Raw genomic sequence first — 16647 nt, forward strand, 5'->3', positions numbered from 1 at the left:
TTGCTTTGTTGAGATGTCCGACACGACCGATCGAATTGACTTGATACGCAGCCGCTTGGCGCCCTTGGAACCCACGACACTGGACATCCGGGACGACTCGCATTTGCACGCCGGTCATGCCGGAGCCCAAGGTGGCGCCGGTCATTACCACGTGCGAATTGTGGCCTCGCGCTTTGCCGGTTTGTCGCCCGTGGCACGACATCGCCTGGTGTATGATCTTTTGCGAGATCTGATCCCTCATCCCATTCATGCGCTTGCGCTCGATGCCCAAGCACCTCAATCCAATAATTAAAGGAAAACCATGAAACGCTATGTGATGCTCGCCGCTGCTTGCGCGGTCGCGCTCCCCGCTTTTGCGCAGAACGTTGCAACGGTTAACGGCCAGCCGATCACTCAGCAGAGCCTGGATCAATTCGTCAAGCTGCTGGTGAGCCAAGGCGCCACTGACTCGCCGCAATTGCGCGAGCAGGTCAAGCAAGAGATGATCAATCGTCAGATCTTTGTCCAAGCGGCAGAGAAAGACGGCATCGCCAAACAACCCGCCGTCCAGACCGAAATCGCCCTGGCGCGCGAAGGCATCCTGGTTCGCTCCTTGATGGCCGACTACCTGAAAAAGCACCCGATCACCGACAAGCAGATCGAGGCCGAGTACAACAAGCTCAAGACCCAACAAGGCGACCAGCAAGAGTACAAGGTCCGTCACATCCTGGTCGAGGATGAGAAGACCGCCAACGATCTGCTCGCTCAGATCAAGAAAGACAAGAAGAAATTCGCCGAGCTGGCCAAGAAAAACTCCAAGGATCCGGGTAGCGGCGCCAATGGCGGCGAACTCGGCTGGGCCTCGCCTGCCAACTACGTGCAGCCGTTCGCCGAGACGGTCAGCAGCCTGAAGAAAGGCCAACTGGCCGACAAGCCGGTGCAAACCCAATTCGGCTGGCACATCATCGAGGTCGAAGACACCCGCCCGGTTGAGTTCCCGCCGCTGGCCCAAGTCCGCCCGCAAATCGAGGAAATGCTGCGCCAGCAAGAGCTGGGCAAGTTCCAGAAAGAACTGCGCGAGAAAGCGGTCATCAAGTAAGTCGGAGAACAGGCTGACCGGGGCTGCGTCCCGGTCACGCGTTCTTTAGCAACCGACGCGGCAGCACCCCGCGGTAGCGTCGGCCAAATGCCCGGACAGGCGAGCCGGCATCCAAAGCGTTGGATTAACTCCCCGCTTGCGATGCCGCTCAAACGCCGGGCATTTATGCTTTTGGCAAGGGTCGCATTACGCTGACCGTGGGCGGATATCCGCCCACGTCGAATGCCGAGGGTGATGGCGCGGGGATACCCCCGAGGAACGCGAGACGCTCCACAAGTTTGCCTTATCCCTTATACGCCCAGCAGCGCCTTCAACCCGTCTTCATCCAAGATCGCCACGCCCAGCTCGCGCGCCTTGGTCAGCTTGCTGCCGGCTTCTTCGCCGGCGACCACGTACGAGGTCTTGCGAGACACCGAGCCACTGACCTTGCCGCCGGCGGCAAGAATATAACGAGTGGCCTCGTCGCGCGTCCAGTTTGGCATCGTGCCGGTCAAGACAAACGTCTTGCCCGCCAGCGTGTTGTCATCGGGCCCCTGCTCCTCGACCGCATGCACGCCGCGCTGCTTGAGCTGTTCGATGATGTCGCGGTTATGCGGTTCGGCAAAGAAACGTCGAATCGAACCGGCTACCACCGGCCCCACATCGGGCGCGGCCGCCAGCGCTTCCTCGTCCGCATCCATGATGCGTTCGATACTGCCGAAATGGCGGGCCAGATCGCGGGCCGTTTTTTCGCCCACGTGGCGAATACCCAATGCAAAGAGCAGTCTGCCCAAAGTGGGCGTGCGCGCCTTGTCGATCGCCGCCACCAGGTTGTCGGCGGATTTCTTGCCCATGCGTTCCAGCGCCGCCAGTTCAAAGGCGGTTAAACCGAATAGATCCGCCAATGACTTGACCTGACCATTGTCGACCAGCTGCTCCACGAGCTTTTCGCCCAGGCCGTCGATATCCAGCGCCTTGCGACCGGCCGCATGCCAGAGCGTTTGCTTGCGCTGCGCGGCACAGAAAAGCCCGCCCGTACACCGTGCGATGGCCTCGTCTTCGGGCCGTTCGATGGCCGAACCACAGACAGGACATTGCGTCGGCATGACGAATTCGCGCACATCCTCGGGCCGCAGATTCAACACCGGGCCCACGACCTCGGGGATCACATCGCCCGCGCGCCGCACGATGACCGTGTCGCCGATACGCACGTCCTTGCGGCGGATTTCGTCCTCGTTGTGCAGGGTCGCATTGGTCACCGTCACGCCGCCGACAAACACCGGCTGCAAGCGCGCCACGGGCGTGATCGCCCCGGTACGGCCCACTTGCACCTCGATGTCGAGCAGCCGCGTCGTGACTTCCTCGGCCGGGAACTTGTGCGCCACGGCAAAACGCGGTGCGCGGGCGACAAAGCCCAACACCTTTTGCGCGCTTAGCGAATCGACCTTGTACACCACGCCGTCGATGTCATAAGGCAGATCCGGGCGCTGTTTGCCCACGCGCGCGTAAAACGCCAGCAGGCCGTCGGCGCCCTTGGCCCGATGGTTATGCGATTTGTTGACGGGCAAGCCCAGCTCATCCAACCAATCGAGCATGGCGCCATGCGTGGTTTGCGGCAGGCTCGAGTCGGCGCGCGCGTTGCCGGTGGGCTCTTCGAAGCGCTCCGGCTGCGATTTCGCCAGTCCCTGCACTTCGCCCCAGCCATACGCGAAAAAGCGCAGCGGTCGCTTGGCGGTGATGCGGGGATCGAGCTGACGCAGGCTGCCGGCCGCGGCATTACGCGGATTGACGAAAACCTTGTCGCCCCGGCTGGCCTGTGTGCGATTCAAGCGCTCGAAGTCGGCCCGGTTCATCAGTACCTCGCCACGGACTTCCAGCACGCGGGGATAGTCACCCTTCAGGCGCAACGGTATCGCGCGAATCGTACGCACGTTGCCCGTGACGTCTTCGCCCACCTGACCATCGCCGCGCGTGGCGGCCTGAACGAGCACGCCGTCCTCGTAACGCAGGCTCATCGCCAGACCATCGAGCTTGAGTTCGCAGAAATACTCCGGCGAATCCGCGGGGCCCAACAGGCCGGCGCCGCGCAACGTGTCGGAAACACGGCGATCAAATGCGCGCACTTCCTCTTCGTCAAACGCATTGCCCAACGAGAGCATGGGCACGGCGTGCTGGACACTACCGAACGCGGCTAATGGCGCCGCGCCCACACGCTGGGTAGGCGACTCCGGTGTGACGAGCTCGGGATGTTCGGATTCCAGCTGCACCAGCTCGCGCATCAGCGCGTCATAGTCGGCATCCGATATGGTGGGTGCGTCTTGAACGTAGTAGCGCACATTGTGCTGCTCGATCTCGTGACGCAGTTCGGCCGCGCGCTGCGCGGCCTGATCGGCACGGGCAGACTCAGCCATCAGCCAAACACCCTCAGTGCACGCTCGCCACCCGCGGGCAGTCCAGCTTGATCGAGCTTACGGAACAGCGTCAGCAATTGCTGATCGATACTGGTTTCCATGCCATCGACGACGGGCTTGCCGTGGTCATCCACCAGCTCGGCCTGCAAACGCGCGGCCAGATCGCGGCCCACGTCCACCATGCGACCGAACGCACGTTCGTCCTCGGGGCTGCGCGGCACATCCAACAGCAACACCAGGCGATCGACCGGTGCCATGCCGTTATCAAAGCCACCGCCATCAGCGCGCGACAGCGTGAAACGCGTCGCGCCCGTATCGGCCAACCACGACAGATGGCCGCCATCGACGGCAAAGCCCAATTCGCGCGCCACGCCCATGACCTCGGCGGTGGCGCGGGGCGCTTGCAAGGTAAGCGTCAGGCCGACTTGCGCATCCAGCGACGCGCAGAATTCATCGAGTTTGGTCGCACGCTCAACAACCACTTGTTGATCGGGACCTTCGATCGTGGCCTCGAAACGATCCGCCAGACTTTGCGCCCGCGCCCAGAGCTGAGACCATTCGATGGCCGACAACGGGCCGCTGCGATTGGCCAGCAGGACGGCCAGCTGCAGCCCGGCATAGGATTCTTCTGGATGCAGCCGCGCACGATGGCGACCGCGGTCGGTGGAGGCGAACACACGCACCGGCTTGCGACCCACATGGGTCAGGTCGCGCACCGCGCCCAGCAGATCGGTACCCGACACCGGCTCGGCAAAATGAATCTCGACGACAACCTCACACGCCGCATCGGGTTCCTCGGCGTCATCGGCGGTGTTGTTAGGCGGCTCTGACGCCGCAGCCGAACCGGGCACCCCTATACCGGGTTCGCGACGCTGGTGCTCGGGCGAGCCGACACGCGCGGCTGCCTCGGCGCCAAACAGCGGATCCTGTTCAGTGGCCGGAAATCGAGCCTGCATGCGCTGACGCGCGCGGCGGTCCTGCCACCAATTGAAACCCAGTACCAGCAGTATCAGCAGTACACCCAGGGCGATTAGCCCAATCTGCAAGTCGCTCATGTGTCAATCCTGCGCTGTGATGACAGCGCCCTTTCGTTTGTAGTGGTTATGCGGCTTCGGAGGCCATTTGCACGGCCGAATCAATATCTACAGCAACGATACGCGAAACCCCTTGCTCTTGCATGGTTACGCCGACCAGTTGCTTGGCCATCTGCATTGCGATTTTGTTATGGGATATGAACAAGAACTGCGTTTGCTCGCTCATGCTGCTCACCAAATTGGCGTAGCGTTCGGTGTTGGCGTCGTCCAAAGGCGCGTCCACTTCGTCCAACAGACAGAAGGGCGCGGGATTGAGTTTGAACAACGCGAACACCAGTGCCGTCGCGGTCAAGGCTTTTTCACCTCCGGATAACAAGTGAATCGTACTGTTGCGCTTGCCGGGCGGTTGTGCCATCACCTGCACGCCCGCATCCAGGATCTCGTCCCCAGTCATGATGAGCTTGGCTTCTCCCCCACCAAACAGCTTGGGGAAAAGCTCGCCGAAATGACCGTTGACCGTATTGAACGTGGCCTGCAAGAGATCGCGGGTTTCGCGATCGATCTTGCGAATGGCGTCTTCCAGTGTGGAAATCGCGGTCAGCAAATCCTGCTGCTGCGAGTCCAAAAATTCTTTCCGTTCCCGCGCGGCGTTGAGTTCATCGAGTGCAGCAAGGTTGACCGAACCCAGCGCATCGATCTGGCGCGAGATGCGCCCGACTTCCGATTGCAGCCAACTTGCGCGGCGCCATTCGTCCGGCATCTCGGCCAGCGATTGGGCGAGCTCCTCGCGATTGACTTCGCGGGCATTGAGTTGTTCGGTAAATTGCTCTTCGGCCAGTCGCGCAGCTTGTTCTTGCAGCTGCAGCTCGGTGATGCGCGCGCGCAGCGGTTCCAGGGCGCGCTCCTGCTGCATGCGGTCCTCGTCGGCGCCACGCAGCAAGGCCGCCAGATTGTCCAGCTCTTGACGGGCGCGCGTCAGCGCCTCCTCTCGTTCGGCCCGAAGTTCCAGCGCTTCCTGCAGACCCGCCTTGGAAGCCGACTCATCGAACTCGGCGAGCTCGGCTTGCAATTGTTCCAGTTCCTGCGCGCCGCGTTGGCTCTGGTCTATGGCCAACTGGCGGTTGCGCTGCAGATCCGCGATGCGGCTTTGGATCGCCCGTTCAGCGAACTCGGATTCCTGCGCCGCGCGTTCCAGCTCACGCAGCCGGTTGCGGGCGGCTTCGGCCTCGGCGGCGAGGTCTTCGCCGGCCATCTCCGCATCGGCAAAACGCGATTGATGCTCGGCCAGCTCTTCGTCCAAGGTCTCGAAACGGGCTTCGGCCTCTTCGCGCGTGGCACGCAGGTCTTCTTCGTGCGCGGCGATTTCTTCCAGGTCCTGACGCAGGCGCGCGGCGCGTTCGCCGGACTGCGCGGCCTGCTGCTGCAAGCGCGCGTGTTCGAGCTGAATGTCGTGCAAGCGGCGCGTCAGTTCCACGACCCGCTGACGCGCAGGCACGATGGCCTGCGACACTTGCTGCCAGGCACTTTCGGCACGGGCGACCGCTGCACGGGCCTGGTCGGCGATCAGCTGATGCGCCTTGATCTCGCGCTGCAGATTCTCGATTTCCTGCTGACGGGCCAACATCCCGGCCTGCTCGGAGTCCGGTGCGTAAAAGCGCACGCTATGCGCATCGACCAGATGGCCGGCGCGCACGACGAGGGACGCGCCCGGCGGCAGGCTCGCGCGCGCGGCCAACGCCTCACCCATATCGGTGGCCGTGTAGACATTGCGCAGCCAATCGTTGAGCAAGGTGCGCAGGTCCGGATCGGTTACCCGCAACAGGCTCGACAACGGCGTCAGGCCTGGCTCGCTGGCCGGCGCGGGCGCGGCCGCGGGAACTTGATAGAAAGCCAGACGCGCGGGCGGCGCATCTTCGGCGAAGGCACGCGACCAGTCCAGATTGCGCACTTCCATGGCCGCCATGCGTTCGCGCAGGACCGATTCGAGGGCGTTCTCCCAGCCGGGTTCGATATGCAGCTTCTGCCACAACCGCGCCAGGCCAGTCAGTTCATGCTTGGCGAGCCACGGTTCCAGCGCGCCCTGCTTCTGCACGTCTTCTTGTAGCTTGACCAGGGCCGCCAGCCGGGCTTCGAGCCGCGCCAGATTCTGGGCGTCTTGCTGAGCCGCCGACTGCGCGCGGCTGCGCTCGGCATCGGCTTGCGGAATCTTTGCTTCGAGGGTGGCGAGTTCTTCCTGAGACTCTTGCAGCTGATCTTCGGCCACGGCGCGATCGCCTGCCAGCTGCTCCAACTCGGCCGGGTCGGGACTATGCAGCTCGCGCAATTCCTGCTGCAGCCGTTCACGGCGCTGCTCCAGGTTTTGCAGCTGACGATCGGCGTCACGCTGGGTTTGCGCGGCCAAGGCCAGATTTTGCTCGACGCGCGCCAGCGCCGCACGCATTTCGTCGCGCGACGCAGCGGCCTCCCGCACGCGCGCTTCCGTCGAGGGCAGACCCGCCTGAGCGTCCTCGGCTCGCGCGCGCGCTTCCTCGCTGCGGGCGACCGCGGCGGCGAGGTCTTCCTCTGCCTGAGCGATCTGCTCGACGCAATGTTCCTGCTGCGACTCCCATTCCGCGATCTGCTGCTGCAGCTGTTCGCGCCGGGCGTGCAGTCGATTGCGGGAATCCACCACGTGGCGGATCTCCGCCTCGAGTCGGCTGACCTGGGAATTTGCCTCGTAGAGCGCGCCTTGTGCCGCGTGCACCGCGTCGCTGGCGGCGTAATGCGCCTGGCGTCGCGACTCCAACTCAAGCTCGCCCGAGCGCAGGTTGGCGATGGCGGCTTCCAGATTGGTCTGGGCCTGCGCCATTTCCTGGCTCTTGCGCTGACGTTCATCGCGCGCACCGGTTTCCTTGAGCAGCCACAGCGCGAATTGTTTTTTCTCGCCGTCGGCTTGCAGTTCCCGGTACTGGCGCGCTACTTCGGCCTGGGCCTCGAGTTTTTCCAGCTGCGAACCCAACTCGCGCAGGATGTCTTCGACCCGGGTCAGGTTCTCGCGGGTGTCGGACAACCGGTTTTCGGTCTCGCGCCGCCGCTCTTTATAGCGGGAGACGCCCGCCGCTTCCTCGAGAAATACCCGCAGTTCCTCAGGGCGTGCCTCGATCAGGCGGTTGATCATCCCCTGCCCGATGATGGCATATCCGCGCGCGCCCAAGCCGGTGCCCAGGAAGATATCGTGAATATCCCGACGGCGTACCTGCTGGTTATTCACGTAATAGCTGCTGGTGCCGTCGCGAGTGAGCACCCGGCGCACGGCGATCTCGGAATAGGCGCTCCACTGGCCCGCGGCACGGCCCTCGCTATTATCGAATACCATCTCGACAGAGGCGCGCGCGGCGGGCTTGCGGTGGCCGGAGCCGTTAAAAATCACGTCTTGCATGGATTCACCACGCAATTCGGACGCTTTGGCCTCACCCAACACCCACCTGACCGCGTCGATGATGTTAGATTTACCGCAGCCGTTCGGCCCGACTACCCCGACCAGCTGACTGGGAACGGGGATGACGGTCGGATCGACGAACGACTTAAATCCGGCAAGTTTTAATTGAGTCAGGCGCACAGTACGATAATCGGGACGGGTGGGGTTAAACGAAAAGCGTTAAACAGACCTGCCCTACAGATAGCAACCCCGGCATGGCGAACCCAGCCGGGTAATGGCCCCCGGGCCAAACAAGGCGAATCTTGAGTGGATCGTATGATACCCCAGCCAGTCGAGCGTCCCCCGGATGAACCCGGGCGAGGCACCACCGTCTGAATCGCAGACGCTATACTCGCTCACACTTTTTTTCCTCCTACACCATTTTTTAACCTGTCGCCCTCGCGGCGACGGCCACTGAGGATTGTCCTTTGAAACGTGGGTTTTATCTGGTCATGGCGGCTCAGGCCTTTTCGTCCTTGGCGGACAATGCGCTGTTTATCGCCGCGATCGCCCTGATTCTGGAACTGAACGGTCCGGACTGGATGGCTCCCATCATGAAATGGTCGTTCGCGCTGGCGTACGTGGTGTTGGCGGCGTTCGTGGGCGCCGTGGCGGATTCGTTCCCCAAGGGCCGGGTCATGTTCGCGACCAACGCGCTCAAGGTCACGGGCTGCCTGCTGATGTTTTTGTACGCGAGCGTGGGCGTTCCTGGCGAATACCAGACCTACCTGGTCTGCATCGCCTATGGACTGGTCGGCGTGGGCGCCGCGGCCTATTCGCCGGCCAAGTACGGCATCGTGACAGAAATGCTGCCGCCAGAGTTGCTCGTCAAGGGCAATAGCTGGATCGAAGGCCTGACGGTGTTTTCCATCATCCTCGGCACCGTGCTGGGTGGCGTGCTCATTTCGCCGGCCGCCTCAAGCTTTTTCCTGGAGCATCACGTCATCGGCGGCTGGGTCCATACCCCGGCCGAGGCCGCGATTCTGGTGATCGCGTGTGTTTATCTCATTGCCGCGGCTTGCAATCTGCTGATTCCGAACACGCACGTGCACTACCCACCTCAGCAGAAAAACGTCATCAAGCTCACCAAGACCTTCGCCAGCTACGTGCGCGTGCTGTGGCAGGACAAACTCGGTCAGATTTCGCTGGCGGTAACCACCCTGTTCTGGGGCGCCGGCGCGGTGCTGCAGCTCATCGTGATCGAATGGGGCAAGCAGCATCTGGGCTATCGTCTGGACGAGGCATCCATGCTGATGGGCGTCGCGGCAGTCGGCACCGTGGTGGGATCGATCCTCGCGGGGCGCATTCCGCTGCGCAAGGCATTGACGGTACTGCCGATCGGCGCGCTCATGGGCGTCGTGGTGCTCTTCATGCCCGTCGTTCATAGCACCTGGTCGGTCTATTCGATATTGCTTCTGACGGGCGGCTTGGCGGGCTTTTTCGTCGTGCCGATGAATGCGCTGCTACAGCATCGCGGCCATGTGCTGCTGTCGGCCGGCCACTCGATCGCCGTGCAGAACTTCAACGAACAGCTCAATATCCTGCTGATGGTCGCCGTCTACACGCTGATGTTGTGGCTCGAGATGCCCATCAATACCGTCATCGTGCTGTTTGGCCTGTTAGTCGCCATCCTGATGCTGATCTTCATGCGCTGGAGCCGCCGCAATCTGTCGGCTAATCCGTCCCTGCGCGATCAGATCGGACAAGAAGGCCATGGAAAGGCGCTGAATCAGCATTGAGCGGCTAGGTCGTTGGAAGCTGAACTCGCAATGGGGACGTCCGCATAGGGCACAAAATCACCTCGCGCGCGCCCCGTCGGAAGCAGGCTCCCCGGTTGCGCGCTAAACGGTCGATACCACAGCCAATTGCAGGTCCTGCCACGCCCGCGCCTTTTCCAGCGGGCTGCGCAGCAGATAAGCCGGGTGATAGCTCACGATCACGGGGATGCGCACCCCGGCTTCTGTGGTCCACACATGTTGGCGTCCGCGCAAATTGCCGATCGTGGCATCCGTGCCCAGCAAGGTCTGCGCGGCGAATCTGCCCACCACCAGGATGCGTTCGGGCTGAATCATTTCGATTTGGCGCTTGAGGTACGGACTACAGGCCGCGATTTCCTCGGGCTTCGGGTTGCGATTCCCGGGGGGCCGGCACTTGATGACGTTCGCGATAAAAACGTTCTCGTCGCGGCTCATGCCGACCGAGCGCAGCATCGCGTCCAGCAGCTGACCAGAGCGGCCGACAAACGGAAGCCCCCGACGATCTTCTTGCTCGCCCGGCGCCTCGCCAATGACCATCCAGCGCGCTGGCCGCGCGCCCATGCCGAAAACCGCGTGACGGCGCCCCTGGCAGAGCTGGCATGCCGTGCAAACCTCGACCTGTGCGCGTAACCCGTCCAGATCGGGGGCAGCAGCGGCGATTTCGACGGTCGAGACGGAAGCGCCGGCAAGCAATTCCGCGCTTGCCACGGCAATGGGCGGCGACGGGACAGGACGCGAAGGCGGTACCGTCTCCGGACGCGCCGATGGCGCAGCGGTGGAATGTGTTCCAGGCGCAGCCGCGGCAGGGGTTCCAGGCGCGCCGGCGGAACGTGTTCCAAGCGCAGCGGCGGGAGGGGTTCCAGTCGAAGCCGACGAAGGCAACGCCGTCGACGCCGTGGCATCCGGAGCCGGGCCAGATAAAGAGCGCGCAGCTGGCGCACCAGTAGGGAACGAACGCGGAGAGCCTGACGACGCCGGCCGACCTGCGGTCATCAACCGCGACCCGGCATCCGACTCGGACTCGGTCGCTCGCGCCTCGGCCATCGGCAGCCAGGTCTTTTCGATCCCGATTTCCCGCAACCACAGCTTCTGCAGCGCATTGATACGCGGGGCGCCCAGGGCGCCGACGGACGCGACTGGGCCGTTTTCCATGGCCTGATCCGCTTCGGTCGCCGTCGCCACCCCGGCATCCCCGGCTATTTCCGAAGTCATAGCGGCGCTCCGGCCCCGTCCAGCGCTTTCTGCATCACCCACGCATCCTCGCGCGCGCCTTGCCCATTGGGGTAATAACCCCGCCGCACGCCGATGCGCTGAAAGCCGATTTTTTCGTAAAACGCCAATGCCGGCACATTAGACGGCCGCACTTCCAGCATCACGGCGGGCAGCCCCTGTTCGCGCGCGATGCCTTCGCACCACCGCATAAGCAGACTGCCATACCCCTGCCGATGCTGGGTACGCGCCACGCCGATGACCAGCAGATGCGCTACATCCGGTGCCAACATCACGAGGCAAAAGCCCACGACCTTGCCGCCCTGCCGCAATACACAGGCCTCGTAGCCTGACGCCAACGCATCGGCAAAATTGCCGCGCGTCCACGGAAAAGCCTGCAAATTCGCCTCGATGTCAGCGACAGCATCGACATCGGCCTCTGTCATGGGTTCAAGCACCGGCGCGGACAATGCCGGCGCCGCCTTGGGGTTGCCACCCAGCCCGCGCTCGCGCTCGGCGGTGGTAAAGGCGACTTTATCCCGTACATATAGCGGTGCGGCCAGTTCCGGCGGCTGGGCCTCGCCCCGCAACCACGCCTCGCGCGCCAGCTGCGCGACCGAAGTGGCTTGCGGCCTTGCGGCATCGCTAAGACGCCAATCTGACGGCAGAGCCATCCGGTCTGAGTAAACCTGCCACGCATCGCCCGCCGCGTGCAGCGTCGGTGCACTCGAGGGGCTCGCGCAGCCCCCCACCAGCCCGCCCGTCAGGCCATCCACCAGACCATAGGTCAAGTCGTGCGCCAGCCCCTCTTCTTGGCTCTGCTCAGACCAAACCGACAAATAATGCAAAGACCACGGCACGATTTCCTCGGCCGCAATCAGCATCGGCGACTGCAAGGTAATCCAGGCGTGCTCGGGATCCGCGCTACGCAGATAGGCGGCCAGATAGACCTCGTTCATGCGAGCGTCCAGCGCCACCAGCACGATGTCGCCGGCCTGCGCCCCGGCCGCCTCGGCCACGGCCAGGTGAGACACGACCGGCACCACGGGAATATTCAATGCCAATCCCATGCCCTGCGCCACGCCACACGCCACGCGCAAGCCCGTGAACCCACCCGGCCCTTGCCCGAACGCGACGGCGTGCAAATCGGCGGGCGTCAGCCCCGCCGCCTTGAGCAGCTCATCCGCCATCGGCAAGAGGCGTTCCGCATGCTCCTGAGTGCCCTCGTGTTCCAGCACGGTGACCACAGATCCCGCCGCGGTTTCGCGCAGCAATGCGACCCCGCAGCGCGAGGACGACGTTTCGAGGGCTAAGAGGTTTAAATTCATAGATTTGGATTGTACGGAATCCCGGCTCGTCCCCTTCGACAAATAGGGATTTCAACCGTAATGCGCAATGTGTAATATCTTGTGAATACCCACTAGCCGACGATTCTTGTCACTGTTACATTTCCGGCCATGAACACGCAAAACGCAAATCCCGTCCGAAAAATCCTGGTCGTTGACGACGATCCTCGGCTGCGCGACCTGCTGCGCCGGTATCTGTCCGAACAGGGATTCAACGTCTTCGTCGCCGAAGACGCAAAAGAAATGGGCAAGCTCTGGCAGCGCGAGCATTTTGATCTGCTCGTTCTGGATTTGATGTTGCCCGGCGAAGATGGTCTGTCCATCTGCCGTCGACTGCGCGGCGGTCACGACAATACGCCCATCATCATGCTGACCGCCAAGGCCGAAGAGATCGACCGTATCGTTGGCCTGGAAATGGGTGCGGATGATTATCTGTCCAAGCCCTTTAACCCACGAGAGCTGCTGGCGCGCATCAACGCGATTCTGCGCCGCCGTGGCACCGAGGAACATCCGGGCGCGCCCAGCCAGGAAAACGAGTCGATCGTTTTCGGGCCGTACGTGCTCAACTTGTCCACGCGCACCCTCACCCGTAATAACGAACAAGTGCCGATCACCACGGGTGAATTCTCTGTACTGAAGGTCTTTGCTCGTCACCCGAAGATCCCGCTATCGCGCGACAAGCTGATGGAACTGGCGCGTGGTCGCGAATACGAGGCTTTCGACCGCAGCCTGGACGTGCAAATTTCGCGTCTGCGCAAACTGATCGAACCCAATCCCTCCAAGCCGGTATTCATTCAAACGGTTTGGGGCCTGGGCTACGTCTTTGTGCCGGACGGCGGTAGTTGATCTGTCCCTCGGCTTTTAATCAGCACAACTTGTAGTGTCGTCCGGAGTGCGCAAGCTTTCGCGAAGCCTGACTTCTCGTCTCAGGCTGGGGCTGTTCGGCCGTACGTTCCTGTTGCTGGCCGCCCTCATGCTCGTGAGCCTGGGGGCGTGGCTGCAAGTGTTTTTCAGCATGGAGCTCGGGCCCCGCGCCAATCAAATGGCGCAACGCGTGATCACTGCTGTCAATATCACGCGTACGGCCCTGATCTACTCCGACGACGCCGAGCGCAGCAAGCTATTGCTGGACTTGGCCACCAATGAAGGTATCCAGGTCTATCCGCGTGAAGTCACCGATTTCACGCAGCCGCTGCCGGACGACGAATACTGGCAACGGGTGGCCGACCACATCCGAGCGCGTTTTGGTCCCGAGACCCAGATTGTCTGGGCGGTTAACCAAGTGCCCGGTTTCTGGGTCAGCTTCCATATCAACCAGGATCTGTACTGGTTGGTCTTCGAGCGCGAGCAAATTGGCCTGACTGGCGGGATCGAATGGCTGGGCTGGGGCGCCACGGCGCTACTGCTCTCCCTGATCGGCGCCGCGGTGAGCGTGGGCTTTGTCAACCGCCCGCTATCGCGCCTGGCGCGTGCCGCCCAGGTGCTCTCGCGCGGAGAAACCCCCGCCCCCTTGCCCGAAAATGGTCCATTAGAGATCCGCGATCTCAACGCCTCGTTCAACCGCATGGCAAAAGACTTGCGGCAAGCGGAAGCCGACCGCGAACTCATGCTCGCGGGCATCTCGCACGATCTGCGAACCCCGCTGGCACGCATGCGGCTCGAAATCGAAATGAGCGGCATCTCCGAAGACGCGCGCCAGGCGATCGACGATGACCTCGCGCAAATCGACCACAGTATCGGTCAACTGATGGAATACGCTCGCCCTGCTGGCACACTGCCTCAGATGGCGACGGATATCTCGGCCGTCCTCACGGAACTTTACGAGCGGGAACGCAGTCACACCATCTCGCTAGGGGGAACGCTGGACGCGAAGATCGCGCCGGGGCTGTATGCACGGGTGACCGCGCTGGATTTAAAACGCGTGGTCAGCAACCTCATCGAAAACGCCCGCCGGTATGGCAAATCAGCGGACGGCCAACCTCATCTCGAGATGAGCCTGCGCGCCGAGGGCAATACGTTGGTCATCGAGGTCTCTGATCGTGGCCCCGGGATCGCCCCCGAGGATGTGGATCGTCTCCTGCGGCCGTTTTCGCGTGGCGAGGTGGCGCGCACCGGGGTGAGCGGCGCGGGTCTCGGTTTAGCGATCGTCGAGCGCTTGCTCAAGCACGTGGGCGGATCGCTCAGAATGCTGGAGCGCCCGGGCGGCGGCTTGAGGGCGCGTATAGAGATTCCTAAAGCCAAATTTAGGAATTATCAATTAGACAGCGATAACCAATAGCGTAAAATGTGGTTTTAGCGCACCAATTATTGCGTGCCTTAATTCACCCAACAACTAACGGGAGTACTCATGAAAACTGTTGGCGACAAGCTCGAGCCTTTCAAGGTCACCGGCGTTAAGCCCGGCTTCAATCATCACGAAGAAAACGGTGTCTCGGCCTTCGAAGAAATCACCGAAAGCTCGTTCCCCGGCAAGTGGAAAGTGATCTACTTCTACCCGAAGGACTTCACCTTCGTGTGCCCGACCGAAATCGTCGGCTTCAACAAGCTGGCTAAGGATTTCGAAGACCGCGACGCCGTTCTGCTGGGCGGTTCGACGGACAACGAATTCGTGAAGCTGGCATGGCGCCGTGAGCATCCGGACCTGAACAAGCTGGGTCACTACCAATTCGGCGACACGACCGGTTCGTTGATCGACCAACTGGGCGTGCGTGAGAAGGAAGCTGGCGTTGCTCTGCGCGCTACCTTCATCGTTGACCCCGACAACACGATCCAACACGTTTCGGTGAACAACCTGAACGTGGGTCGTAGCCCCGAGGAAGTTCTGCGTTTGCTCGACGGTCTGCAAACCGACGAGCTCTGCCCGTGCAACCGTAACGTTGGCGGCGCAACGCTGTAATATTTCCAGCCCGGCCCTGCCGGGCTTTTCCAGATTCAGATTATAGGTAAAAACTATGGAATTCCTCTCAGCAATCAAAGAACAACTGCCAGACTGGGCCAAAGATATACGCCTGAATCTGGACGCGGTGATCTCGCGTTCGACGCTGGCTCCCGAGGATGCCGTTGGCGCTGCCCTGTCGGCTGCCTTTGCCGCACGTAGCCCGGTGTTGATCGAAGCATTCAAGAGTGGCCTGTCCGAAACCGACGCGAATGCCGCATTGACGGCTTCGGCGTTGATGGGCATGAACAACATGTGGTACCCGTATGTTGAAATGACCGGCGACAGCCAACTGAAGAGCTTGCCTGCTCAGCTGCGTATGAACGCTTATGCGACGCATGGTGGCGTGGATAAGAAGCGCTTTGAATTGTTCGCGCTGACGGCCTCGATCGTGGGCAAGTGCCATTTCTGCGTGCAATCGCACTATGAAAACCTGAAGAAGGATGGCTTTACTGTCGAGCAATTGCGCGATGCGGGTCGGATCGCTGCGGTGGTCAATGCGGCTGCGCTTTCGTTGGCTGCTCAAGGTAAGTAAAAAGGTTTCCTCTTTACGCTCGGGGGGTTTGATCTCGAGCGTTGAGGCTATTAAGGGCGTCTCTGGTTTTGCCGGAGACGCCCTTGCTGTTTTTTGGGCTGCTGGTTTGTGGGCGTGCGGGTCGGGATCTTGCTTAAGGCGTCGAAGTGGGGCTGTGGGGGTATGGGGGCTTCACGGCGTCGGTCGGACGCCTGCGCGTCCGACACCGCTTCGCTCGTCTCGTCCGCGCCTTCGCGCTCCCTTCGACTTCCGCTCGCTCGACGCCGAGGCGCCCCCACACCCCCACAGCCCCACTTCGACTCGCGTTGTGCTTGATTGAACGGGCGCTGGGACGAGGGGTGTGCTTAGGCTTCGTAGGCGACTGGGATGGTGGGGAGGAAGATTTTGCGGGGCTGCTCAGAGCAGGCGCCTACGGGTGCGCCTGCTCTGAGCGTTCGTTAGCGTAGTGCGAGAGTCCTCTACCCAAAGGCGCGAGAGCGTCGACTTGAGGGCGAAGACGGTCTACTTGGCGGCCAAGAACATTTATTAGAGGGCAACGGCTGTTTGCTTGGTAGATGCCAAAGACCGTGTACTTAGCGGCGAAGAAGACCCATTCAAAGGTGTAAGGCCATCAACCCAAGCAACCACAGCGCATGCCACAAAGACACCCCGACGCGAATTACGGGCGCGCAGGGCGCCCGCAATTCGCAGCCCTGCAAGACCTTCCAAACTAAAAACTACGCCAGCAAAAAGGCCAAGCAAAACACCCGCCCCGCCGACGGCGCAATCCCGCACCCCTGCCAGTCGAGGCGAGGCTATTGGGCTGCGAGGGCGCCTCAAAGCCGAGCGAGCGGAAGTCGAAGGGAGCGCGAAGGCGCGGACGAGACGAGCGACGCGGTGTCCGGCGCCCGGGCGCCGGACCGGCTT

Annotated in this window: 12 protein-coding genes; 7 read left to right on the top strand and 5 right to left on the bottom strand. The window is 62.1% G+C overall.

The window, feature by feature from the left end; all coding sequences use genetic code 11:
- The first annotated feature begins 13 nt into the window (after positions 1-13).
- A complete protein-coding gene (locus GOQ28_RS03245; protein WP_160350924.1) occupies positions 14-292 on the top strand; it encodes a BolA family protein in 279 nt (92 codons plus the stop codon).
- A 9-nt stretch (positions 293-301) separates the two neighbouring features.
- A complete protein-coding gene (locus GOQ28_RS03250) occupies positions 302-1078 on the top strand; it encodes a peptidylprolyl isomerase (protein WP_160355405.1) in 777 nt (258 codons plus the stop codon).
- A gap of 290 nt (positions 1079-1368) precedes the next feature.
- Here GOQ28_RS03250 and ligA read toward each other — a convergent pair whose 3' ends face one another.
- The 3 genes from ligA to smc are packed head-to-tail and all read right to left on the bottom strand — an operon-like array spanning position 1369 to position 8100.
- Complete coding sequence (ligA, locus tag GOQ28_RS03255) at positions 1369-3468, bottom strand: NAD-dependent DNA ligase LigA (protein ID WP_160355406.1); 2100 nt, start codon at positions 3466-3468, stop codon at positions 1369-1371.
- Positions 3468-4523 (bottom strand): cell division protein ZipA C-terminal FtsZ-binding domain-containing protein, encoded by a 1056-nt coding sequence (locus GOQ28_RS03260; RefSeq protein ID WP_160355407.1) that lies wholly within the window; start codon positions 4521-4523, stop codon positions 3468-3470. The genes ligA and GOQ28_RS03260 overlap by 1 nt, the downstream gene beginning before the upstream one ends.
- A gap of 46 nt (positions 4524-4569) precedes the next feature.
- Positions 4570-8100, bottom strand: coding sequence for a chromosome segregation protein SMC (smc, locus tag GOQ28_RS03265; protein ID WP_160355408.1), 3531 nt, complete (start codon positions 8098-8100; stop codon positions 4570-4572).
- 287 nt (positions 8101-8387) lie between these two features.
- Here smc and lplT point away from each other — a divergent pair, with 287 nt between their 5' ends.
- A complete protein-coding gene (lplT, locus tag GOQ28_RS03270; protein ID WP_160350919.1) occupies positions 8388-9698 on the top strand; it encodes a lysophospholipid transporter LplT in 1311 nt (436 codons plus the stop codon).
- Between the two features lie 102 nt (positions 9699-9800).
- On the opposite strand, the gene GOQ28_RS03275 is transcribed toward lplT, so the two are convergent.
- Together GOQ28_RS03275 and tsaB are read right to left on the bottom strand one after the other, a co-directional pair.
- Positions 9801-10760, bottom strand: a complete 960-nt coding sequence (locus tag GOQ28_RS03275) for a uracil-DNA glycosylase (RefSeq protein WP_442862073.1) — start codon at positions 10758-10760, stop codon at positions 9801-9803.
- Between the two features lie 164 nt (positions 10761-10924).
- Positions 10925-12253, bottom strand: coding sequence for a tRNA (adenosine(37)-N6)-threonylcarbamoyltransferase complex dimerization subunit type 1 TsaB (gene tsaB / locus GOQ28_RS03280; RefSeq protein WP_160355409.1), 1329 nt, complete (start codon positions 12251-12253; stop codon positions 10925-10927).
- 129 nt (positions 12254-12382) lie between these two features.
- On the opposite strand from tsaB, the gene risA reads away from it, so the two are divergent.
- The 4 genes from risA to GOQ28_RS03300 all read left to right on the top strand — a co-directional run bounded on the left by risA (position 12383) and on the right by GOQ28_RS03300 (position 15741).
- The gene (risA, locus tag GOQ28_RS03285) at positions 12383-13117 is read left to right on the top strand and encodes a response regulator transcription factor RisA (protein ID WP_160350917.1); all 735 of its coding nucleotides are present in this window, start codon (positions 12383-12385) and stop codon (positions 13115-13117) included.
- A 34-nt stretch (positions 13118-13151) separates the two neighbouring features.
- The gene (risS, locus tag GOQ28_RS03290) at positions 13152-14549 is read left to right on the top strand and encodes a sensor histidine kinase RisS (protein ID WP_442862072.1); all 1398 of its coding nucleotides are present in this window, start codon (positions 13152-13154) and stop codon (positions 14547-14549) included.
- A 69-nt stretch (positions 14550-14618) separates the two neighbouring features.
- The gene (locus GOQ28_RS03295; protein ID WP_160350915.1) at positions 14619-15167 is read left to right on the top strand and encodes a peroxiredoxin; all 549 of its coding nucleotides are present in this window, start codon (positions 14619-14621) and stop codon (positions 15165-15167) included.
- 55 nt (positions 15168-15222) lie between these two features.
- A complete protein-coding gene (locus GOQ28_RS03300) occupies positions 15223-15741 on the top strand; it encodes a carboxymuconolactone decarboxylase family protein (protein ID WP_160350914.1) in 519 nt (172 codons plus the stop codon).
- Positions 15742-16647: the final 906 nt, after the last annotated feature.

This window comes from Bordetella sp. 02P26C-1 (assembly GCF_009763255.1).
Classification (GTDB): domain Bacteria; phylum Pseudomonadota; class Gammaproteobacteria; order Burkholderiales; family Burkholderiaceae_B; genus Bordetella_A.